The organism is Leifsonia poae, assembly GCF_027921845.1.
Taxonomy (GTDB): Bacteria; Actinomycetota; Actinomycetes; order Actinomycetales; family Microbacteriaceae; genus Leifsonia; species Leifsonia poae.
The window spans coordinates 53,890-76,209 of record NZ_BSEN01000015.1 but is presented as its reverse complement, the minus strand read 5'-3'; the positions used below and the strand labels follow the sequence as shown (position 1 = coordinate 76,209).

19 protein-coding genes are annotated in these 22,320 nt (G+C 69.5%); 8 read left to right on the top strand and 11 right to left on the bottom strand.

Going from position 1 to position 22,320, the window contains the following annotated elements; genetic code table 11:
• Positions 1-10: 10 nt before the first annotated feature.
• From rbfA to PKE84_RS15035, 3 genes are all read right to left on the bottom strand, one after another.
• Positions 11-451, bottom strand: a complete 441-nt coding sequence (gene rbfA / locus PKE84_RS15045) for a 30S ribosome-binding factor RbfA (RefSeq protein WP_271178083.1) — start codon at positions 449-451, stop codon at positions 11-13.
• 71 nt (positions 452-522) lie between these two features.
• Positions 523-3,348 (bottom strand): translation initiation factor IF-2, encoded by a 2,826-nt coding sequence (gene infB, locus PKE84_RS15040; protein ID WP_271178082.1) that lies wholly within the window; start codon positions 3,346-3,348, stop codon positions 523-525.
• Between the two features lie 83 nt (positions 3,349-3,431).
• Positions 3,432-3,710, bottom strand: coding sequence for a YlxR family protein (locus PKE84_RS15035; RefSeq protein WP_271178906.1), 279 nt, complete (start codon positions 3,708-3,710; stop codon positions 3,432-3,434).
• A gap of 129 nt (positions 3,711-3,839) precedes the next feature.
• On the opposite strand from PKE84_RS15035, the gene PKE84_RS15030 reads away from it, so the two are divergent.
• Entirely contained in the window at positions 3,840-6,323 is a 2,484-nt protein-coding gene (locus PKE84_RS15030; protein ID WP_271178081.1) for a cell wall-binding repeat-containing protein, read from the top strand.
• Positions 6,324-6,470: 147 nt separating this feature from the next.
• Here the strand turns inward: PKE84_RS15030 and nusA are convergent, their stop codons facing one another.
• Positions 6,471-7,478 carry a transcription termination factor NusA gene (gene nusA / locus PKE84_RS15025; protein ID WP_271178080.1) on the bottom strand — a complete coding sequence of 336 codons (1,008 nt, stop codon included), beginning with the start codon at positions 7,476-7,478 and terminating at the stop codon, positions 6,471-6,473.
• 105 nt (positions 7,479-7,583) lie between these two features.
• Here nusA and PKE84_RS15020 point away from each other — a divergent pair, with 105 nt between their 5' ends.
• Complete coding sequence (locus PKE84_RS15020; protein WP_271178079.1) at positions 7,584-8,369, top strand: DUF1206 domain-containing protein; 786 nt, start codon at positions 7,584-7,586, stop codon at positions 8,367-8,369.
• A 67-nt stretch (positions 8,370-8,436) separates the two neighbouring features.
• Here the strand turns inward: PKE84_RS15020 and PKE84_RS15015 are convergent, their stop codons facing one another.
• Positions 8,437-9,312, bottom strand: a complete 876-nt coding sequence (locus PKE84_RS15015) for an endonuclease domain-containing protein (RefSeq protein ID WP_271178078.1) — start codon at positions 9,310-9,312, stop codon at positions 8,437-8,439.
• Between the two features lie 150 nt (positions 9,313-9,462).
• Positions 9,463-11,226: a proline--tRNA ligase gene (locus PKE84_RS15010; RefSeq protein WP_271178077.1), complete on the bottom strand. Its 1,764-nt coding sequence runs from the start codon at positions 11,224-11,226 to the stop codon at positions 9,463-9,465.
• Positions 11,227-11,260: 34 nt separating this feature from the next.
• Here PKE84_RS15010 and PKE84_RS15005 point away from each other — a divergent pair, with 34 nt between their 5' ends.
• Positions 11,261-11,962: a YoaK family protein gene (locus tag PKE84_RS15005; protein ID WP_271178076.1), complete on the top strand. Its 702-nt coding sequence runs from the start codon at positions 11,261-11,263 to the stop codon at positions 11,960-11,962.
• 9 nt (positions 11,963-11,971) lie between these two features.
• Positions 11,972-13,399 (top strand): RNB domain-containing ribonuclease, encoded by a 1,428-nt coding sequence (locus PKE84_RS15000; protein ID WP_271178075.1) that lies wholly within the window; start codon positions 11,972-11,974, stop codon positions 13,397-13,399.
• A gap of 61 nt (positions 13,400-13,460) precedes the next feature.
• On the opposite strand, the gene ispG is transcribed toward PKE84_RS15000, so the two are convergent.
• From ispG to PKE84_RS14980, 4 genes are all read right to left on the bottom strand, one after another.
• Positions 13,461-14,615 (bottom strand): flavodoxin-dependent (E)-4-hydroxy-3-methylbut-2-enyl-diphosphate synthase, encoded by a 1,155-nt coding sequence (ispG, locus tag PKE84_RS14995; protein ID WP_271178074.1) that lies wholly within the window; start codon positions 14,613-14,615, stop codon positions 13,461-13,463.
• Between the two features lie 109 nt (positions 14,616-14,724).
• On the bottom strand, positions 14,725-16,047 hold the full coding sequence (locus PKE84_RS14990) for a M50 family metallopeptidase (protein WP_271178905.1): 1,323 nt from the start codon (positions 16,045-16,047) through the stop codon (positions 14,725-14,727).
• A gap of 105 nt (positions 16,048-16,152) precedes the next feature.
• Complete coding sequence (locus PKE84_RS14985; protein WP_271178073.1) at positions 16,153-17,232, bottom strand: 1-deoxy-D-xylulose-5-phosphate reductoisomerase; 1,080 nt, start codon at positions 17,230-17,232, stop codon at positions 16,153-16,155.
• Positions 17,233-17,286: 54 nt separating this feature from the next.
• Positions 17,287-18,264 (bottom strand): FKBP-type peptidyl-prolyl cis-trans isomerase, encoded by a 978-nt coding sequence (locus tag PKE84_RS14980; protein ID WP_271178072.1) that lies wholly within the window; start codon positions 18,262-18,264, stop codon positions 17,287-17,289.
• Positions 18,265-18,355: 91 nt separating this feature from the next.
• Between PKE84_RS14980 and PKE84_RS14975 the strand changes: the two genes are divergently transcribed.
• From PKE84_RS14975 to PKE84_RS14965, 3 genes are read left to right on the top strand one after another with little or no spacing between them, the layout of a single operon-like run.
• The gene (locus tag PKE84_RS14975) at positions 18,356-19,693 is read left to right on the top strand and encodes an aminotransferase class III-fold pyridoxal phosphate-dependent enzyme (RefSeq protein WP_271178071.1); all 1,338 of its coding nucleotides are present in this window, start codon (positions 18,356-18,358) and stop codon (positions 19,691-19,693) included.
• A 16-nt stretch (positions 19,694-19,709) separates the two neighbouring features.
• Positions 19,710-20,570 carry a LasA N-terminal domain-containing protein gene (locus PKE84_RS14970; protein ID WP_271178070.1) on the top strand — a complete coding sequence of 287 codons (861 nt, stop codon included), beginning with the start codon at positions 19,710-19,712 and terminating at the stop codon, positions 20,568-20,570.
• Positions 20,571-20,618: 48 nt separating this feature from the next.
• On the top strand, positions 20,619-21,377 hold the full coding sequence (locus PKE84_RS14965) for a lysophospholipid acyltransferase family protein (protein ID WP_271178069.1): 759 nt from the start codon (positions 20,619-20,621) through the stop codon (positions 21,375-21,377).
• Between the two features lie 14 nt (positions 21,378-21,391).
• On the opposite strand, the gene PKE84_RS14960 is transcribed toward PKE84_RS14965, so the two are convergent.
• Positions 21,392-21,898: a CGNR zinc finger domain-containing protein gene (locus PKE84_RS14960; RefSeq protein WP_271178068.1), complete on the bottom strand. Its 507-nt coding sequence runs from the start codon at positions 21,896-21,898 to the stop codon at positions 21,392-21,394.
• A gap of 67 nt (positions 21,899-21,965) precedes the next feature.
• Between PKE84_RS14960 and PKE84_RS14955 the strand changes: the two genes are divergently transcribed.
• Positions 21,966-22,238: a hypothetical protein gene (locus PKE84_RS14955; RefSeq protein ID WP_271178067.1), complete on the top strand. Its 273-nt coding sequence runs from the start codon at positions 21,966-21,968 to the stop codon at positions 22,236-22,238.
• The last annotated feature ends 82 nt before the right edge of the window (positions 22,239-22,320 follow it).

Sequence of the window (22,320 nt, the reverse complement as noted above, 5' to 3'; positions counted from 1 at the left end):
GGGCAGCGGGCTAGTCTTCGTCGTCCTCGAACTCGCGCGGCTTGACGTAGGGGTCCTCGTCGCCCGCGTACTGTGCACTCGCGGCGAGGCCGGCCACCTCCGTGTCGCGTTCCCGCGCCTCGCGGAGCAGGTCTTCGATGTGCGCGGCGTTCTCGGGGATCGCGTCGGGGATGAACTCCAGCGTCGGGGTCAGGCGGGCGGTGATGTTCTTGCCCACCTCGGTCCGCAGCATCCCGGTCGCCGCCGTGAGGGCCGCGGCCGTGTCGGTGCGCTCCTCGTCGGTGCCGTACACCGTGTAGAAGACCGATGCGTGCTGCAGGTCCCCGGTCACCTGGACATCGGTGATCGTGACGAAGCCGAGGCGGGGATCACGCATTCCGCGCTCCAGGCGCTTGGCGATGATCACCTTGATTCTGTCGGCGAGCTTTCTCGCGCGTGCCGGATCAGCCATGTTGTCTCTCCTTCACCTGCCGTGATGGGAGGAGGCCCGGAAGGCTGAGCTTCCGGACCTCCTGTTCACGCCTAGACGCGGGGCTTCTCCCGCATCTCGGTCGTCTCGATCTCGTCGCCGATCTGGATGTCGTTGTACTTTCCGAGGCCGATACCGGCTTCGAAGTCGGTACGGACCTCGGTGACGTCGTCCTTGAAGCGACGCAGCGACTCGATGGCCAGGCCATCGGCGATGACCACGCCGTCGCGGATGACGCGAGCCTTGGCGTTTCGCGTGATCGTTCCCGACCGCACGATGACACCGGCGATGTTTCCGAACTTGGAGGAACGGAACACCTCGCGGATCTCGGCGACACCCGACTGGATCTCTTCGAACTCCGGCTTGAGCATGCCCTTGAGCGAGCTCTCGATGTCGTCGATCGCGTTGTAGATGACCGAGTAGAACCGCACATCCACACCCTCGCGGGCCGCACGCTCACGGGCCTTGACGTCCGGACGGACGTTGAAGCCGATCACAATCGCGTTGTCGATGGTCGCCAGGTCGATGTCCGACTCGGTGATCGCGCCGACACCGCGGTGCAGGATGCGCAGCTGGACCGAGTCGTCGACCTCGATCTTCATGAGCGACTCCTCCAGCGCCTCCACGGCACCGGACACGTCGCCCTTGATGATGAGGTTGAGCGCCTCGACCTTGCCCTCTTCCAGAGCACGGGTGAAGTCCTCGAGCGAGATGCGCTTGCGGGCCTTGGCCAGCTGTGCGTTGCGCTCGGCGGCTTCACGCTTCTCAGCGATCTGACGTGCCGTGCGGTCCTCCTCGGTGACGAGGAAGGTGTCGCCGGCTCGCGGAACACTCGACAGACCCTGGACCTGCACCGGACGCGAGGGGTAGGCCTCGTGCACGGTGTCGCCGTTCTCGTCGACCATCGCACGGACACGGCCGTAAGCCGTGCCGGCCACGATCGGGTCTCCGACGCGCAGCGTTCCCGACTGGATGAGCACGGTCGCGACAGCACCACGGCCCTTGTCGAGCTTGGCCTCGATCGCGATACCGCGAGCATCCTTGTTGGGGTTGGAGCGCAGGTCGAGACCGGCGTCGGCGGTGAGCAGCACCGCATCCAGGAGGTCCTGGATGCCGATGTCGTTGCGCGCCGACACGTCGACGAACATCACGTCGCCACCGTATTCCTCGGCCACGAGGCCGAACTCGGTGAGCTGCTGACGCACCTTGGCGGGGTTCGCATCCGGCTTGTCGATCTTGTTGACCGCGACCACGATCGGCACGTTGGCCGCCTGGGCGTGGTTCAGCGCCTCGATGGTCTGCGGCATGATGCCGTCGTCCGCCGCGACCACCAGGATCGCGATGTCGGTGACCTGGGCACCGCGGGCACGCATGGCGGTGAACGCCTCGTGACCAGGGGTGTCGATGAAGGTGATGGCGCGCTCGATGTTCTCGTGCTCGGTCCACACCTGGTAGGCACCGATGTGCTGGGTGATGCCGCCGGCCTCGCCCGCAACGACGTTCGCGTTGCGGATCGCGTCGAGAAGACGCGTCTTACCGTGGTCGACGTGACCCATGACGGTGACGACCGGGGGACGGATCTCGAGGTCTTCGTCGGTCTCGTCCTCGAGCTCCTGCTCCAGGTCGATGTCGAAGCCTTCGAGCAGCTCCTTGTCCTCGTCCTCCGGCGAGACGATCTGCACCTTGTAGCCGAGCTCGTCGCCCAGGATGCCGAACGTCGCCTCGTCGAGGGACTCGGTCGCCGTCGCCATCTCACCGAGGTGGAACAGCACGGTGACGAGGTTTCCGGGGCTGGCGTCGATCTTGTCGGCGAAGTCGGAGATCGAGGCTCCACGACGCAGGCGGACGATCGTGTTGCCGTCGCCGCGGGGTACGCTCACGCCGCCCAGCGACGGAGCTTCTCTGAGCTCGAATTCCTGCCTCTTGGCGCGCTTCGACTTGCGGGCCTTGCTCTTGCCGCCACCGCGACCGAACGCACCGGCGGTACCACCACCGGGACCACGGCCACGACCGCCGCCACCTGCGGGACGGGGGCCGCCGAAGCCGCCACCGGGACGCTGGAAGCCGCCGCCTGCGCCGGCGCCTGCACCAGCACCGCCGCCGCTACCGGGACGCTGCTGGAAGCCGGGACGCGCGCCGCCACCCTGGCCGGGACGACCAGGACGGTTGCCGCCGCCGGCACCGGGGGCGCCGGGACGGGGCGAACCCGGACGCGGAGGCGTCGGGCGCGGGATGTTGCCGGGCGACGGGCGCTGGCCCATGCCCTGCGAGCTGGCGAACGGGTTGTTGCCCGGACGCGGGGTGGTCGGGCGCTGGCCCATGCCCTGGTTGGAGGCGAACGGGTTGTTGCCCGGACGCGGCGCACCGGGGCGCGGGATGCTGCTGGCCGCGTTGTCACCGCTCGCCGCACGCGGGGTCGCGGGCTTGGCAGCGGCGTCACCGGCAGCCGGGCGCGACGGAGCGGCCTCGGCGGGCTTCTCTGACGCGGCCTTCTCGGCCTCGGCCTTCTTCTCGGCGGCCTCAGCGGCGGCCTTCTGCTCGGCGAGAGCCTGACGCTCTGCCACCGACATCGGCGCGCTGGGCACCGGTGCGCCGGCGGGGCGCGGAGCAGCGGGCGCTGCAGCGGGGGTGGACGGACGCGCGGCGGCGGGGGCCGGAGCCGACGCCTTCTGCTCGCTCGCACCGGCCGACGCTGCGGCCTTGTCGGCCGTGAAGCCTTCCGCCTCGAGCGCAGCACGGAGCTTGCGCGCGACGGGCGGTTCGATGCTGGAGGACGGTCCCTTGACGAACTCGCCCATTTCCTTCAATTTCGCAAGGGCTACCTTGCTGTCGACTCCGAGTTCGCTAGCGACCTCGTGTACGCGTGGTTTTGCAGCCACAATTCTCCTGTCTAGGGGGCCTACCCCTAGCAGGGCAGACCGTTAGTTACGGACGGGTCTCATTTCGAGCCGCTCATTAGTTGTCACTCATTTGAGTTCACTGTGCCGTTCAGCCTGTTCTCTCGTAGTGCGTCCTGGATGGCCTGGGTTCCGAGCATCCCGTCGACCCGCAATGCCCGCCCGAAGGCGCGCCTCTGCAGGGCTTTGTCGAGACACTCGCCAGTCGGATGAAGCCACGCGCCCCGCCCGGGCAGAGTGGCGGACGAGTCCACCACGAGTTCTGAATCTTGGGCGACGACCCTCAGAAGTGAGGATCGGGGAGCGCGAGAACGGCAACCGACGCACGTTCTAACAGGTTCCATCTTACCCCTCCTGAGGTGCCACCGCCGAACCAGGCGGCGCGAGTCCATCCTCCAGGCTATCCCGCGCTCAGCGCCGACGAGGATTGCGCACCGCTTCGGGTGGGTGGAAACTGCGCCTGGGGAGGACTCATGGACGAGACACGGACCGGCACGACACCGACCGAGGGACTCGCTGAGCGGAGGTGGAGGGGAACGGCCTCGCGCACGGCGGCCTGGGCCGTCATCACGGCGCTCGCGCTGGTCGCGGCCGGCATCCCGTCGGCGGCGGTGGCGGCATCGACGTCCTGGCTCCAGTACGGCAATGGCCCGACGCACTCCGGTGCGAACGCCGCTGAGACGGTGCTCACCCCCTCGACCATCGGCGGCCTGCAGAAGCAGTACACGGCGACGTTGCCCGGGATCGCCGACAGCCCGCCGGTCTACCTGGCCGCGGCATCCACCCCGGGCGGCATCAAAGACCTGCTGTTCCTCACCACGAAGGACGGCTGGACCGTCGCGGTCGACGCGGCCACCGGCTCGACGCTGTGGAAGCATCAATACGGTCCAGGCAGCTGCCGAATCAACAACGGCGCCCAGCCGTGCTACACGACCTCCTCGCCCGCGGTGGACCCGAACGGGACGTCCGTGTACTCCTACGGGCTCGACGGGCGCGTGCACAAATACGCCGTCGGCACGGGAGCGGAGACCACCGGGGGCGGCTGGCCCGAGCTCGCGACGGCCAAGCCGTACGACGAGAAGAGCTCCCCCGCGCTCACGACGGCGAGCGCGGGCGGCCACACATACCTGTATGCCGCAAACGGCGGCTATCCGGGCGATCGCGGCGACTATCAGGGCCACGTCACGACGATCGACCTCGCCACCGGGACCCAGAAGGTGTTCAACACGCTCTGCAGCGACAAGACGGTCCACTTCACGCCCGCGAACGACTGCCCGCAGGTGCAGTCGGCGGTGTGGGCGCGCCCCAGCGTGAACTACGACCCGGCGACGAACCTGATCTACTTCGCCACGGGCAACTCGGTCTTCGACGGCACGCACAACTGGGGCGACACGGTGCTGGCGCTGAAGCCCGACGGCTCCGGCGTCGGCGGCGGTCCCGTCGACAGCTACACGCCCTCGAATCAGGCGGCGCTCAACTCCTCCGACCAGGATCTGGGCAGTTCCTCGCCCGAGATCGTCGCGGCGCCATCCGGTTCGGCCGTCAAGAACCTGGGCGTGCAGGGCGGTAAGGACGCCAAGCTTCGCCTGCTCGATCTGAGCGACCTCAGCTCGCAGGGCGGCCCCGGCCACCTCGGTGGCGAACTGCAGCTCATCGCGGTGCCGCAGGGCGGCCAGGTGCTGACGCAGCCGGCCGCGTGGGTGGACCCGGCGAGTGCGACGCCGTGGGTCCTCGTCGCGAACAACAGCGGGATCTCCGGGCTGAAGGTCGTGACCGGCGCCGGCGGACGACCTCAGCTCAGCCCTGTGTGGAAGACAGCCGTGGCGGGCACGTCCCCGATCGTCGCGAACGGCATCGGCTACTACCTGACCAACGGAGGGGTGCGTGCGTTCGAACCCACGACCGGGCGGCTGCTCTGGAGCGACACCTCCGGCACGGTCGGGCTGCACTGGCAGAGCCCGATCGTAGTGAACGGGCACCTGTACTACGCCGACGGGTCCGCGAGACTCCGGGCCTTCGGGCTGCCGGGCGCCGCCCATCCGGTGGCGCGCGTGGGCGGCGCCGACCGCTACGCCGTGAGCGCCGCACTCTCGGCGGCCACCTTCTCCCCCGGCGTCGGCACGGTCTACGTATCGTCGGGCGCCCTGTTCCCCGACGCGCTCTCGGGCGGCCCGGCCGCCGGTCGCGCCGGCGGCCCGCTGCTGCTGGTGCAGCCGAAAGCCATCCCGTCGACGATCGCCACAGAGCTCAGGCGGCTGCATCCGGCGAAGATCGTCGTGCTCGGCGGGGCGGGGAGTGTCAGCGACGGGGTGAAGACGTCGCTGGGGGCGTTCGTCTCCGGTGGCGCCGCCGCGGTCTCACGAATCGGCGGCTCCGACCGGTACGCGGTGAGCGCCGGCGTCTCGCGGCTGACGACTCCGGTGGCCAACCCCGTGCTCTACGTCGCGTCCGGCGAGAACTACCCGGATGCCGTGAGCGGCGGGGCGATCGCCGCCGGCTCGGCGAAGGGTCCGCTCCTCCTCGTTCACCCGACGAGCATCCCGTCGGTCATCCGCGCTGAGCTCGGCCGCGTGCACCCCGCACGGATCGTCGTGTTCGGGGGGACCGGCTCCGTGAGTGCGTCCGTCGCGACTGCGCTGAAGGCCTACACGACCGGGGCGGTGACGCGGCTCGGCGGTGCTGACAGATACGCGGCCAGCGCGCAGATCTCAGGATCGGTGGTCACGCCGGCAGCCAGGGTCTACGTGGCGACGGGCACGGTCTTCGCGGATGCTCTCTCGGCCGACCCCGCCGCCGGCACGGCGAAAGGTCCGACGCTGTTGGTGACTCCGCACGGCATCCCGTCGGCGGTCGCGCAGGCGTTGACTCGACTGCGGCCGTCATCGATCGTGATCGTGGGCGGCACGGGATCGGTGGACAACGCGGTCCAGGCGGCGCTGCAGGCGTACATCCGCTGAGCGGGTGACGAGCTGCATCCAGCGCTTGGGCCTACTCTCTGTCGAGAATCGAGTCGGGCTGGATGCTGCGCTGACGGGCTGCGCCACCGGGTCGTCACCGCTGCGCGGCGCCGGCCCGGCGCGAAGATCGCCATCCAGCCCCGAGGCCTACTCTCTGTCGAGAATGGAGTCGGGCTGGATGTCGATCTTCGCGCCCGTCAGCTTCGCGGCGAGGCGGGCGTTCTGGCCCTCCTTGCCGATCGCGAGCGACAGCTGATAGTCGGGCACCAGTGCGCGCACCGCCTTGAGTGACTCGTCGATCACGAAAGCACTCGTCACCTTCGCCGGCGACAGCGCGCTCGAGACGAACGTCGCCAGATCGGGCGAGTAGTCGACGATGTCGATCTTCTCGTTGTTCAGCTCGGCCGTGACCGCACGGACCCGCTGTCCCAGCTCTCCGATGCATGCGCCCTTGGCGTTGACGCCGGGCTCGGTCGCGCGAACGGCGATCTTCGTGCGGTGTCCGGCCTCGCGGGCCAGCGACACGATCTCGACGACGCCGCTCGCGATCTCGGGGACCTCGAGCGCGAACAGCTTGCGCACCAGCGCGGGGTGCGTGCGCGAGACCGTGATCGACGGGCCCTTCAGCCCCTTCGACACGCTCGTCACGTACACCCGGATGCGCGACCCGTGCGTGTACTCCTCGCCAGGAACCTGCTCCTCCGGCGGGAGGATAGCTTCGACGCTGCCGAGGTCGATGTGGATCATCCGGGGATTGGGACCCTGCTGGATGATGCCGGCGACGATGTCGCCCTCGCGCCCCCGGAACTCGCCGAGCACCGCGTCGTCCGCGATGTCGCGGAGCCGCTGGTTGATGACCTGCTTGGCCGCGAATGCGGCAATGCGGCCGAAGTCGCTCGGGCTGTCCTCGGCCTCGCCGATGATGTTGCCTTCGTCGTCCTTCTCCGGGACGTACACCGTGACATGACCGGTCTTGCGGTCGAGGTGCACGCGGGCGGCCGGCGGCTCGTCGGTGTGGCCGTGGCGGTGATCCGCCTGATTGGTGTGCTTCAGGTAGGCGGTCAGAATCGCCTGCTCGATAATCTGCACCAGTTCGTCGAACGGGATCTCCCGTTCGCGCTCCATGAGACGTAAGACGCTGAGGTCGATGTCCATGCCGGCCTCCTCTATTCAGATCTTGCCGCCGCGAACTGCGCGACGGACTCAGCTACCTACGGTACCCGATCCTGACCTGCCCGGGAACGGGGTACCGTGAGCGCCATGCCCGACTCCGAAGTCCTCGCGCGCCGAGCCGAGAACAATCCGATCGTCCGCACCCTCGCGCGCGTGGGGAACGCCGCGATCGGCCTGCTGCACATCCTGATCGGCGTGATCGCGATCGCGATCGCCCTGCGCACCGGCGGCGGCAACGCCGACCAGTCCGGCGCCCTGCAGGCGCTCGTGAAGGTGCCTGGCGGTCTCTTCGTCGTCTGGGCCGTGATCGTCGGCCTGATCGCGCTGACGCTCTGGCAGATCCTGCAAACCGTGGTCGCGCGCAAGGCATGGAAACGCGTCTCGGAGATCGCGAAGGGCGTCGTCTACCTCGTACTGGCGATCACCGCGATCACGGTCGCGTTCGGCGGCGGATCGAACTCGTCCGCATCGGAGAAGTCGGCGAGCGCGAAGCTGCTCGGCACGCCCGGCGGCGTGTTCGTGCTCGCGCTGATCGGTCTGATCGTCGTCGCGGTCGGGATCGGCTTCCTGGTCAGCGGCATCCGCAAGACCTTCGAGCGCGGGATGCGGCTCCCCCCGAACGCGCTCGCGCCGGCGACCGTCACGCTCGGTCGCGTCGGCTACATCGCCAAGGGCATCGCGCTGGGCATCGTCGGCGGCCTGATCGTGGCGGGCGCCGTCACGTACGACCCGGGCAAGGCATCCGGACTCGACGGCGCCCTCAAGTCGCTCACGCAACTCCCGTACGGCGTCTTCCTGCTGCTCGCGATCGGCCTCGGCCTCATCGCGTACGGCGTCTTCTGGTGCGTGCGCGCCGTCGCCATCCGCCTCTGACGCCCACCGGTCTCTCCGCCTCTCCGCCTCTCCGCCTCTCCGCCGAGAGGTGCCGAATGGCGGTCATTCAGGTCGTTTGACGCACATTTCGCACCCGTCGCGCCAGGCCTTCGGGGTCGTCGAAGAGTTGGCGCGAGGTCACTCTCATCACGCGCCAGCCCGCCGCAGCGAAAGCGTCGTATCTCGCCAGATCGTGATTCCATTGGTCGCGCTCCACGCGATGATGGTCGCCCTCGTACTCGAGGATCAGCGACCTCGACGGAACCAGCAGATCGGGATGCAGCGTGCGGCCGCCGACCGTCAGAGGATGGTTGATCAGGACATCGCCGACCTCGAGGTCTTCCACGAGCAGGCGCAGCAACGACTCCGGCCGTGAGTCGCTCCCCCACCGCGCCCGAGCCATCGCGTCGCGACGCGCACGGGCGCCGCGACCGCGGGCGTGCCGGCGTGCAGCGAGGTCGAGTTCATCGACCGACGCGATCGCCGGTCGGCCTCTGGCGCCGAGAAGATGGTCGGCCGCCGCAACCAGGTCCGATGTGCTGAGCGCAACAGCCAGCTGACACCAGGTGTCCGCCGCTGAGCACACGGGGGTTCCGTCGGGCAACGTCACCACCTCGACGTCGGCCGAAACCCGGTGGCCGACGACGCCCGATGCGCGGGGCGGGGTTCGCGGCGCCACGACCGCGACGTGGACTGCGCGCCCCGTCCGAGGAAGGGGAATCCCGTGAACGATCGCGGCCGTGTGATGGCTGAAGAACTGCCCTGGCAGCATCCGGTGCCGATACGCCTCGACCGCGCTGACGTCGCCGATGGCGTTCACCCCGTGGAACGGGTGCTGCACATCCCGGGCACGAAGCCGCCGGGGTGCGACGCCGTGCTCAGAGGCGACGCTCGTCGCGAAAGCCCTCGGAAGGGTTGCGGGGAGTGGAACGGTGCGGCGCATCCCGCCATCCTCGCCGCGCGCCTCCCCTCAGAACGACCCTCCGCGCGAATCTGTGGAAAACCAATCGCGCGAGAGGTGCCGAATGTCTGTCATTCGGTGTGAATGAGCGACATTCGGCACCTCTCGCGCGAAACGGAGCGGGCGCGCGCGTCAGCGCAGCGCGGCGACGGCGTCGGCGACCGGGAGCTGCGTGCGCTCGCCGGTGCGGCGGTCCCACAGCTCGACCACGCCGTCGGCGGCGCCGCGGCCGACGATGACGATCTTCGGCACGCCGATCAGCTCCGCGTCCCCGAACTTCACACCCGGCGACACCTTGGGGCGGTCGTCGAGCAGCACGTCGAGCCCTGCGCCCTCGAGCGCGGCCGTCAGCTCCTCCGCGACCTCGAACACCACCGGCTCGCGACCGGCCGCGAGCACGTGAACATCGAACGGCGAGACCGACGCCGGCCAGATCAGGCCTTTGTCGTCGTTGTTGTTCTCGGCGATGATCGCCAGGATGCGCGTCACGCCGATGCCGTACGAGCCCATCGTGACCGTGACGAGCTTGCCGTTCTCGTCGAGCACCTTGAGGCCGAGCGCGTCCGCGTACTTGCGGCCGAGCTGGAAGACATGCCCGATCTCCATGCCGCGGGCCAGCTCAACGGGGCCGGAGCCGTCGGGCGCGGGGTCCCCCGGCAGAACCTCGGCGACCTCGACCGTGCCGTCCCAGCCGAAGTCGCGCCCGGCGACCAGGCCGAACACGTGCTTGCCGTGGATGTTCGCGCCGGTGATCCAGCCGGAACCGTCGACGACGCGCGGGTCGACGACGTACCGGATGCCCGTCGCTCCGTCTTCGCCGAGAACCTGTCCCTCGGCAGACCAGGGACCGATGTAGCCCCTGACGAGCCCGGGGTGGCGCGCAAAGTCCGCCTCCGTCGCAGGCTCGATCTCGGCCGGGGCGAACGCCACCTCGGCGCGCTTGAGGTCGACCTCGCGGTCGCCGGGCAGGCCGACGACGACGATCTCACGGGATCCGTCGAGGTGCGTCAGCGCGAGCACCACGTTCTTGAGGGTGTCCGCCGCCGTCCAGGCGCGGCCGTCGGGTCGCGGGTGCTTCGTGTTGGCCACCTCGACGAGCGTCTGGATCGTCGGCGTGTCCGGCGTGTCCAGCACCTCGAGCGGGGTGAGGTGCTCGTACGAGCGGGTGGGCGGCGCGAGGGTCGTGAACGCCTCGACGTTGGCCGCGTAGCCACCGGCCGAGCGCACGAACGTGTCCTCGCCGACGGGAGTCGGGTGCAGGAACTCCTCGCTGCGGGAGCCGCCCATCGCGCCCGCATCCGCCTGCACGATCACGTACTCGAGCCCGAGACGGGTGAAGATGCGCTCGTAGGCGTCGCGCTGCGACTGGTAGCTCGCATCCAGCCCAGCGTCCGTGTAGTCGAACGTGTAGGCGTCCTTCATCGTGAACTCGCGCCCGCGCAGCAGGCCGGCACGCGGGCGGGCCTCGTCGCGGTACTTGTCCTGGATCTGGTAGATCGCCAGGGGCAGGTCCTTGTAGCTCGAGTACAGGTCCTTCACAAGCAGCGTGAAGGCCTCCTCGTGCGTCGGCGCGAGCAGCATGTCGGCGCCCTTGCGGTCCTTCAGACGGAACAGGCCGTCGCCGTACTCCTCCCAGCGGCCCGTGACCTCGTACGGCTCGCGCGGCAGCAGCGCGGGGAAGTGCACCTCGTGGGCGCCGGCCGCGGTCATCTCGTCGCGGATGATCGCCTCGATCTTGCCTTTCACACGCAGCCCCAGCGGCAGCCAGGCGAAGATCCCCGGCGCCTGCCGCCGGATGTATCCGGCGCGGACCAGCAGCCGGTGGCTGATGACCTCGGCGTCGGAGGGGTCTTCTCGAAGGGTCCGCAGGAAATAGTTCGTCAGGCGTGTAGGCACCGTTCCATGTTAGAGGGCACGGCACACTGGGTTCATGCCCCGCAGAGACCCCGCTCGCCTCCACCTGTTCATCATGCTCGGACTCACGTTCACGACCGGCATCATCGACGCCGTCGGCTATCTCGGTCTCGACAAGGTCTTCACGGCCAACATGACCGGCAACGTCGTCATCCTCGGCATGGGTCTCGCCGGCGCCGACGGGCTCCCGATCGTCGGGCCCGCGCTGGCGCTCGGCGGCTTTCTGCTCGGCGCCGCCATCGGCGGGCGCGCTCTCTCGACCTCCCGCACCGGATGGGGACGCGCGACGACCGCCGCGCTGGTCGTCTCCGCCTCCGTCACCCTGGCTCTCGGCGTGATCTCCATCGTCGTGCCCCCGACGCACGGGACGGCGTGGGGCTTAACCCTCACCACGATCCTGGCGACGACGATGGGGCTCCAGGCCGCGACCGCCCGGCGGCTCGCGGTCGCCGACGTCACCACCGTCGTCGTGACATCCACCATCACGGGGCTCGCCGCCGACTCCCGGCTCGCCGGCGGCAGCGGAACACGGTGGCCGCGACGGGTGCTGGCCGTCGTGCTCATCCTTGCCGGCGCGGCGGTGGGCGCCCTCCTCCTGCGCGGGAGCGTCGCGCTCGGCCTCACGGTCGCCGGCGCCATCGCCCTCGCGCTGGCGCTCTTCGGTCACGCCCTGCGTGAGAGCCGCCTCTCCCCCGACGAGGCGACAGCGGCCGATTAGGCTTTCGGCATGCCGGACCGCCGCACGCATGTCACCGCATCCGTCGCCCAGAGCGAGCTCGCCGAATCGCTCGCAGCGCTCCGTTCCGAACTCGGCCTCCCCGGGGACTATCCGCACGACGCCGTGCGCGAAGCCGAGCGCGCCGCCGCAGAGCTGACGCTTCCGCCCGTCGACCTGACCGCGATCGAGTTCCTCACGGTCGACCCCGCCGGCTCCACCGATCTCGACCAGGCCGTGCACATCGTACGGGATGGCGGCGGCTTCCGCGTGCGGTACGCGATCGCCGACGTGCCCGCGCTCGTGCGACCGGACGGCGCCGTCGACGCGGAGACCCGCCGCCGGGGGCAGACCATCTACGCCGCCGACGGGCGCGTACCGCTTCACCCGGACGCCATCGGCGAGCGCGCGGGCTCGCTCCTGGCCGGCGTCGACCGCGGCGCGTTCGTCTGGGACATCCTGCTGGACGCCGAGGGCCGCGAGCAGTCGGTCTCCGTGACGAGAGCGCGCATCCGGTCGCGGCGGCAATGGACCTACCCGGAGGCGCAGGCCGCGATCGACGACGGGACCGCGCCGGAGACGCTCGCCCTCCTCGAATCGGTCGGTCTGGCCCGGATCGAGCGCGAGCGCGAGCGGGGCGGCGCCAGCCTCAACGCCCCGGATGAGGAGATCGTGCTCCGTGACGGGGCGTACACCCTCGAGCGGCGCGCACCGCTGCCGATCGAGGACTGGAACGCGCAGATCTCCCTTCTGACCGGGATGGCGGCCGCCGAGCTGATGCTCGGAGCGCGCGTGGGCATCCTGCGCACGATGCCGCCGCCGACCGACGACGCGATCACGGCCTTCCGGGCGCAGACCGCGGCGCTCGGACTCCCCTGGCCCGACGACGAGCCGTACGGCGAGTACCTGCGGCGGCTGGATCACCACGACCCCCGCGCGCTCGCGGTCATGCAGGCGGCGACGGGGTTGTTCCGCGGCGCCGGCTACGTGGTGATGGACGGCGAGGCTCCCCGCGACCCGCTGCAGTCCGCCGTCGCCGCCCCGTACGCGCACACCACGGCCCCGTTGCGCAGGCTCGTCGACCGCTGGGTGCTCGTGATCTGCGAGGCGATCTGCGCCGGAACGGAGATCCCGCCCTGGGCGCGCGCGTCCCTCGGCGAGCTGCCGTCGATCATGGGCGCGTCGTCGCGGCTCGGGTCGCAGCTGAACGCGGCGTCCATCGACCGCGTCGAGGCCGCGCTGCTCGTCGATCGCGTCGGCGACGCCTTCGATGTCACGGTCCTGGCGGTCCGCGGCGACACCATGACGGTGCAGCTCGCCGATCCGGCGGTCGTCGCCTCGGCCCCGCGTCCGGATGACGTGCAGCCGGGCACCGTCGTGCGCGTGCGTCTCACGGCCGCGGACATCCCGACCGGTCGCGTGACCTTCGCCGCCGCCTGACGCACCCGGAGTCGGAGTCGGCAGTCCGAGCCGGCAGCCCGAGCCGGCAGTCCGCGTCGGCTCAGTGCGCGCCGACGGTGACGACCGGCTCGCCCGACTCGACCGGCGGCATCTCCGCGGCGAGCCGGTTCGCCTCGGCGATCAGCGTCTGCACGATCTCCGCCTCGGGAACGGTCTTGATGACCTCGCCCTTCACGAAGATCTGGCCCTTGCCGTTGCCGGACGCCACACCGAGGTCGGCCTCGCGGGCCTCCCCCGGTCCGTTGACGACACAGCCCATCACGGCGACGCGCAGCGGAACGCTCATGCCCTCGAGTCCGCTCGTCACGTCGTTGGCCAGCTTGTAGACGTCGACCTGGGCACGGCCACAGCTCGGGCACGAGACGATCTCGAGCTTGCGCTCACGGAGGTTGAGCGACTGCAGGATCTGCAGTCCCACCTTGACCTCCTGCGCCGGCGGGGCCGACAGGGAGACGCGGATCGTGTCGCCGATGCCCTCGGAGAGCAGGATGCCGAAGGCGGTCGCCGACTTGATGGTGCCCTGGAACTCGGGCCCGGCCTCGGTGACACCGAGGTGCAGGGGCCAGTCGCCGCGCTCGGCGAGCAGCCGGTAGGCCTTCACCATGACGATGGGGTCGTTGTGCTTGACCGAGATCTTGAAGTCGTGGAAGTCGTGCTCCTCGAACAGGCTGGCCTCCCAGACCGCGCTTTCCACGAGCGCCTCCGGGGTCGCCTTGCCGTACTTCTGGAGGAGGCTCGGCTCGAGGGAGCCCGCGTTGACGCCGATGCGGAGCGAGACGCCCGCGGCCTTGGCCGCCGCCGCGATCTTGCCGACCTGGTCGTCGAACTTGCGGATGTTGCCGGGGTTCACGCGCACCGCCGCGCATCCGGCGTCGATGGCCGCGTACACGTAGTTCGGCTGGAAGTGGATGTCTGCGATCACCGGGATCTGGCTCTTCTTGGCGATGATCGGCAGCGCCTCTGCGTCGTCACGGCTCGGCACCGCGACACGCACGATGTCGCATCCGGATGCCGTCAGCTCGGCGATCTGCTGCAGGGTCGCGTTGATGTTCGTCGTCGGCGTCGTCGTCATGGACTGGACGCTGATCGGAGCGTCGCCGCCGACCAGGACTTTGCCGACCTTGATCTGACGGGACTTGCGTCGCGGTGCGAGGGTCTCTGGAACCTTGGGCATTCCCAAATTGATTGCTGCCACGGATGCAATCCTACGCGGCCGGGTGAGAGGTGGCTGGGTCCCCGGTGTGCGCGGACCGACCGGATGCCCGAGCGCCCCGTCGACGCCCCGCCGAAGCCCGGCCGCGCGGCTAGCCGAAGAGGTTGACCGGCTTGACGATGTCGGCGTACACGAGCAGCACGCTCATTCCGCCGAGCACGATCACGACCGCGAAGGTGAGCGGCATCAGCTTGGCCATGTCCACGGGACCGGGATCGCGCTTCTTGAACAGCTTGGCCCACGTGCGCCGGATGCCCTCCCAGAGCGCCCCCGCGATGTGTCCGCCGTCGAGTGGGAGCAGCGGGATGAGGTTGAAGACGAAGAGGGCGATGTTCAGCGAGGCGAGCATCCCGATCATCGTGTAGACCTTGTCGACCACCGGCACCCCGTTGAGCGCGGTGAGCTCGCCGGCAGCGCGGCCGATGCCGACGACGCTGATGGGGCCGTTGGGGTCGCGCTCGCCCGAGCCGAAGGCGGCGTTCCACACGTCGACCATGCGCTGCGGCAGGTGGATGATCACGCCGACGACGGCGCCCGTCTGCGCGCCGACGGCCGGGAGCACCGAGGTGACCGGCTGCGGGACCAGCTCCTGCACGGTTCCGATCCCGACGAAGCCGACGCTCTGCGTGAGCACCGTGCCCGACGAATCCTTGAGCACCGCACCGCTCGCGTCAGTCTTGGCGACCGTGTTCGCGCGGGGGGTGATCGTGAGCGTCCGCTCCGCCCCGTCGCGCTTGACGACGACGGTGAGCGGACGATCGACCGACTGCCGGATGATGCCCGTCGACTGCGCCCAGGCGGTGATCGGCGTGCCGTCGATGCTCATGATCGTGTCGCCGGGCTGGAGCCCCGCTGCCGCCGCCGGGCCCTCCGGATCCCCGGACTGGCACGTCTGGCGGGCGCTGGTCGACGGCAGCACGCACTGGCTGACCGTTCCGACCGTTGTGGACGCCTGCGGCGTTCCGAAGCCCATCAGCAGCACCCCGAAGAGCAGGACGCCGATGAGCAGGTTCATGAACGGGCCGCCGAACATGATGATGATGCGCTTCCACACCGGGAGCTTGTAGAAGGTGCGCTCCTCCTCGCCGACCGCGACGGTCTCCATGCTGGCGACGCGAGCATCCTGCGCCATCGACTGCATGAAGCCGGTGGTGGCGTTGCGACCGGCCGTGCCGTCTTTGCCGGGAGGGAACATCCCGATCATCGAGATGTACCCGCCGAGCGGAATGGCCTTGAAGCCGTACTCGGTCTCCCCGCGCTTGAACGAGAACAGCGTCTTGCCGAACCCGATCATGTACTGCGTGACCTTGACGCCGAACAGCTTGGCGGGGACGAGGTGGCCGACCTCGTGCAGGCCGATCGACAGCGCGAGGCCCACCAGAATGATGAGCACGCCCAGGATGAACAGCAGCACGGAATCCACGGGTCAAGGCTAGCCGGGGTCAGCTTGGAACGAGCCGCACAAAGGCTCGGTGTGAGCTATCAGCCGGATGTCCGCCCGGCGTCCGTGGGAGCCGGTTCAGCGCGCGATCAGGCGATCGGCCTCGCCGCGGGCCCAGCGCTCCGCGGCGTGCAGCGTCTCACGGCTCAGCTCGTCGTCCGGTTCGTGCTCGTCGACCACCCGTTCGACCGTGTCGACGATGTCGAGGTAGCCGATCGCGCCGGCGTGGAACGCTGTCACGGCCTGCTCGTTCGCCGCGTTGAACACCGCGGGATACGTGCCACCGGCGCGTCCGACGCGCTTGGCGAGCGCGACTGCGGGGAACGCCTCGTCGTCCAGCGGCTCGAACGTCCAGGTGTGCGCCGTCGTCCAATCCAATGGCACGCCGACGCCGGCCACACGGTTCGGCCAGTCGAGGCCGAGAGAGATCGGCAGGCGCATGTCGGGCGGCGAGGCCTGCGCGATGGTCGACCCGTCGACGAACTCCACCATCGAATGGATGACGGACTGCGGATGCACGGTGACCTCGATGTCGTCGTACGGCACGTCGAACAGCAGGTGCGCCTCGATGATCTCGAGCCCCTTGTTCACGAGGGTCGACGAGTTCGTTGTGACGACGAGCCCCATGTCCCAGGTCGGATGCGCGAGCGCCTCGCGCGGCGTCACGTCAGTGAGCGAGGCGCGACTGCGCCCGCGGAACGGCCCGCCGGACGCCGTGAGGACGAGGCGACGCACCTCCTGGGGCGTGCCGGAGCGCAGCGCCTGTGCGATCGCAGAGTGCTCCGAGTCGACCGGCACGATCTGCCCGGGCGCCGCGGCCCGCTTCACGAGCTCGCCGCCGACGATGAGCGACTCCTTGTTGGCCAGCGCGAGCGTCGCGCCCGTCTCGAGGGCGGCCAGGGTCGGGCCGAGGCCGACCGAACCCGTGATGCCGTTGAGCACCACGTCGGCCTCGACGGAACGCACCAGCCGTTCGGCATCGTCGGCGCCGAGCGCCGTCTCGGTCACGCCGAACCGCTCTGCCTGTTCGGCGAGCTGCTCCGCAGCGGTGCCCGCGGTGAGCCCGACCACGGTGAAGCGGTCGCGGTTCGCCGCGATCACGTCGAGGGCCTGCGTACCGATCGAGCCGGTGGAACCGAGGATGACTACTCTGCGCACGCCTTCATCGTACGCAGGCGGCGGCCGGCGGGGATCAGCGGCGGCCGGCGGGGATCAGCGCGTGGTCTTGAGGATGTCGATCACGAAGACCATCGTGTCAGTGGCCTTGATGTCGCCCTGGCCGGTCTTACCGTAGCCGTCGGCCGGCGGGATGACCGCGATGACCTGGGTTCCGACCTTCTGCCCTTCGAGCGCCTTCTGGAAGCCCTTGACGACACCGGTGGTCTGCAGAGGGGTGGGGGCGCCGCGGCTCCAGCTGGAGTCGAACATCTGCCCGTTGCGCCACAGGACGCCCTTGTACTGCACGGTGACGGTGTCGCCCGACTGCACGACCTCGCCGTCGCCCTGCTTGAGCACGGCGATCTGGGTGGTCGTGGGGGGGTCGGCCTTCGGGATGGTGATCGTGGGCTCGCCGGTCTTGGAGAGCGTGACCGTCGGGAATCCGGCCTTCGGCGCGACGGGCGTGCCGTCGGCGCGCGTCGGAGCCTTGTCGATGCTGTCGACGACGAAGACGACCGGGTCCGTCGCCTTGATCGAGAGCTGGCTGATGTCGGCCGCGCCGAACATCTCCTTGGCGCTGCCTGCGATCACGACACGCGACTTGAGCGGGAGGCATTCGACGGCGCGCACGAGCCCGGGGGCGTACTTGGTGGCGTCGACGGGGATCGCCTGGGCGCCCGTGCCGCCGAACCCGGTCGCAGGGATGAGCTCCTTGCCGGTCGTGCCGTTGTAGGCCGCGATCGCGATGTCGACGGAGTCGCCGCCCTTGACCTCGGAGCCGTCGCCCGTGATCGCGACGCTGCGCTCCAGCGACGATGCCTTGAGCGGCGTCTTGATCGTCACCTTCGGAGTTGCTCCGAATGCGCCGGAGACGGTGACCGCCTTCGACGCGTCTCCCTCCTTCACGTTGATGCACGCGGTGGACGCCGCGGATGCCGATGGCGACGACGACGCCGTCGGGCTCCCGGAGCTGCACGCCGCCAGGCCGGCGACGACGAGGCCGGCGGCCAGGATGGAGAGGGTTTTACGCACGGTTGACACCTTCGTGATCGGGGGGATGCCGTAACAGTCTGCCGCATGCGGCTTTGCTGAAGCTGACAGCGAGGCGACCTACGATGGAACAATGACTCGCGACTTCTCCGTTCCGCAGACCCGTAAGCTCGTCACCGCCCTCCCCGGTCCCCGCTCCGTCGAACTGCAGGAGCGCCGCGTCGCCAGCGTGAGCCGCGGCGCGGGAACGCTCGCGAACATCTACATGGAGTCCGGCTCCGGCGCCATTCTGGTCGACGTCGACGGCAACCGGCTGATCGACCTGGGCTGCGGCATCGGCGTGACCACCATCGGTCACGCGCATCCCGCAGTCGCAGCTGCCGCGGCCGAGCAGGCGTCGAAGCTCACCCACACCCTCTTCACCGTCACCCCGTACGAGAACTACGTGCGGGTGGCCGAGAAGCTCGCCGAGATCACCCCCGGCGACTTCGACAAGCACAGCATCCTGGTCAACTCGGGAGCAGAGGCGGTCGAGAACGCCGTCAAGATCGCTCGCAAGTTCACGGGCCGGCGGGCGATCGCCACGCTCGACCACGCGTTCCACGGCCGCACCAACCTCACCATGGCGATGACCTACCGCCCGTGGCCGGAGCGCGCGGGCATGGGTCCGTTCCCCGGAGAGATCTACAGCGTGCCGATCAGCTACCCCTTCCGCGACCCGGAGGGGATGACCGGCGAAGAGGCCGCCGAGCGCACCATCGACTACATCAACACCCACATCGGCGCCACCGAGCTCGCCGCCCTGTTCGTCGAGCCGATCCAGGGCGACGGCGGCATCATCATCCCGGCTCCCGGCTACTTCAAGCGGCTCTCCGAGTTCTGCACCGAGAACGGCATCGTGTTCGTCGCCGACGAGATCCAGGCGGGCATCGGACGCACCGGCACCTGGTACTCCATCGAGCACCACGGCGTCGTCCCCGACCTGGTCACGAGCGCCAAGGGCATCGCCGGCGGCTTCCCGCTGGCCGCCGTGACCGGCCGCGCCGAGATCATGGACGCCGTTCAGCCGGGCGGCATCGGCGGCACGTTCGGCGGCAACCCCGTCTCGACGGCGGCCGCACTCGCCGTGTTCGACGTGTTCGAGCAGGAGAACCTGCTCGAGGAGGCCAAGCGCGTCGAGAAGGCCCTGTGGGCCCGGATCGGCGACTGGGCCGAGAAGTTCCCGGTGGTCGGCGAGGTGCGCGGCAAGGGCGCGATGTTCGGCATCGAGCTCGTGAAGCCGGGCACCAAGACCCCCAACCCGGATGCCCTCAAGGCCGTGCTCGCCCACGCGACGGCCAACGGTGTCATCCCGCTCGACGCGGGCAGCTGGGACAGCGTGCTCCGTCTGCTGCCGTCCGTCATCATCAGCGACGAGCTGATCGACGACGCGGCGACCGTTCTCGAAGAGGCGCTCGCGCGCGTCAGCTGAGCGCGGCGTCGAAAGAATGCGGATCAGGCGCTGGCGGCTGCTCGTCGGGGTCGTGGCGGTCGCCACGGCCCTGTCCGTGCTCCCCGCGATCGGTGTGAGCGCCGGCGAGAAGGCGTCGTTCGACCCGGGCGACATCATCAGCGACGACAGCTTCTTCAATCCGAACGCGATGACAGAGGCCGATATCCAGCAGTTCCTCGACGACCGGACCTGCACTCCGAAGGACGGGGTGCCCTGCCTCGCCCGCTACCGGATGGACACGCCGGACACCCCGGCGTCGAAGGACCGCTGCACGGCGATCCGCGGCGAACGGGATGAGCGTGCGAGCAGCATCATCGCCCGCGTCGCGGCGGCCTGCACGATCAGCCCCCGGGTGCTGCTGGTGCTGCTGCAGAAGGAGCAGTCGCTGCTGACCGCGCCCAGCGCATCCGGTTATCAGAAGGCCACCGGCTACGCCTGCCCGGACACCGCGGCCTGCGACCGCAAGTACTTCGGATTCTTCAACCAGGTGTACCGGGCGGCCTGGCAGTTCAGGGAGTACACCGTGCATCCCACCGACTGGCGGTATCAGGTCGGCGAGAACCGCATCCAGTTCCATCCCGACGCGACGTGCGGCACGAGCCGCGTCACTGTGGTCAACCAGGCGACAGCGAACCTCTACAACTACACGCCGTATCAGCCGAACGCTCAGACGCTGGCGCGTCCGGCCGGCAAGGGCGGCGCCTGCGCGACCTACGGCAACCTGAACTTCTCGCGGCTCTACAACCAGTGGTTCGGCTCGCCGCTCGCCGTGCGCTTCGCCGGCTGGCTGCCCTCGTGCCTCACGTACGTCGGTGGGTTCGGTTGCCCTCCGATCGCCCCCTTCGGCCGGATGTGAGCGCGCACATACCCACCAGGGAATACGCACGCGACTAGTCTCGTACGCGTGACGAAGACCGAACCCGACGAGGGGCCGAACGCAGTGAAGCGTCCGGGCTTCACGTATCTGTTCGGTCGAACGGTCATCGGCCCCATCGCCAGGCTCGTCTACCGGCCCACCGTCATCGGTCGCAAGAACGTGCCGCGGGAGGGGGCGATCATCCTCGCGAGCAACCATCTGTCGTTCATCGACAGCATCGTCATCCCGCTGATGGCGCCGCGCCGGGTGCAGTTCCTGGCGAAGTCGCACTACTTCGAGGGCACCGGCTTCAAGGGGTGGCTCTCGCGCTCATTCTTCACCGCGATCGGCGCCGTCGGCGTTGAGCGCGGAGCCGGTCAGGCTGCTCAGGACGCCCTCGACCAGTCGAAGCGCATCCTCGATACCGGCGCTGCGTTCGCCCTGTATCCCGAAGGAACGCGCTCGCTCGACGGCCGCCTCTACAAGGGGCGGACCGGTGTCGGCTGGCTCGCGCTCACGACGGGCGCCAAGGTCGTGCCCGTCGGCCTCATCGGCACCGACCAGCTGCAGCCCGTGGGAACCAAGATCCCGCGGGTCAGGAAGTTCACCGTGGCATTCGGCGAGCCCATCGACGTCAGCCGCTACGGGCCGGCCGAGTCCGGTCGCGCTCGGCGTCAGGCCACCGACGAGATCATGGCCGCCATCCACGGCCTCACGGGCCAGGAGCTCGCGGAGAAGTACAACGAGGCTCCCCCGGCCGGCGCGGTCGAGCGCGTGAAGCGCGCCCTGCGTCCCGAGCGGCTCTAGCGGGTCTAGCGGGCTTAGCGGGCCGCTGCGTCTCGCTGCTGGTCCACCGGTTCGGCGTCGTCCTGCTTGGCGCGGTAGGTGCGCGCCTTCTGCCTGTTGCCGCAGACGCCCATGCTGCACCAGGTGCGCGAGCCGTTGCGGGACACGTCGTAGAACGCCCAGCGGCAGTCCTCCGCCCCGCACAGCTTCACGCGCCCGAACCGGCCCTGGATGCTGAGGATCAGGGACGAGGCGACCGCGGCCTCCGCTGCCGTGTGGGCCGCGAGTCCGACGCTGCGCTCTCCGCAGGTCGTCTCCAGCCCGACGGACGGGAGGTCGGCCTCTTCACCGTCGACGACGGCTCGCAGAGCATCCCGCACGCGCTTCGCCTCGGTGCGGTCGCCCGCGTCGACCCCGTGCTGCTCGGCCCAGGCGGCGAATCCCGGGGCGTCGTCGATCGCGTCGATGCCGTCTTCCACGTCGAGCGTGTTGAGGAAATCGACGAGCAGGTCGGCGCCCAGCTCGGGAGCATTCGTACGCATGTAACCATTGTAACTCAATAGCGGGTTACGGTAAGCTCTAACCATCAAAACAAGTTAGGTGGTTATCATGCATCCGCTCACACTGTGGCTGACGAGCATCGCCGAACTGGGCGAGCGCGAGCGCGACCGTGCGATGGAGCGCCGTCAGCGCGAGTCGCGCGGCGACGAACTCACTCCCCTGGCCCGCGACGGCCGCTGGGCAGCCGCCATGCACCGCTGGGCAGAACGCTCGGGCGTGGCGGAGGCCGCGGCTCCCGCCGCCACGGCGCAAGCTCCGCTGGCGCCGATCTCCGCCGCCCCGATCTCCACGGTGCCCACGGCGCGTCTAGGCTGCGCCTGACCCACGCCCACAACAATCGAGTCCGGGAGAAATCGCCGGCGCCGCGAGGCGGACCGCGATTTCTCCCGGACTCGATTGCGTC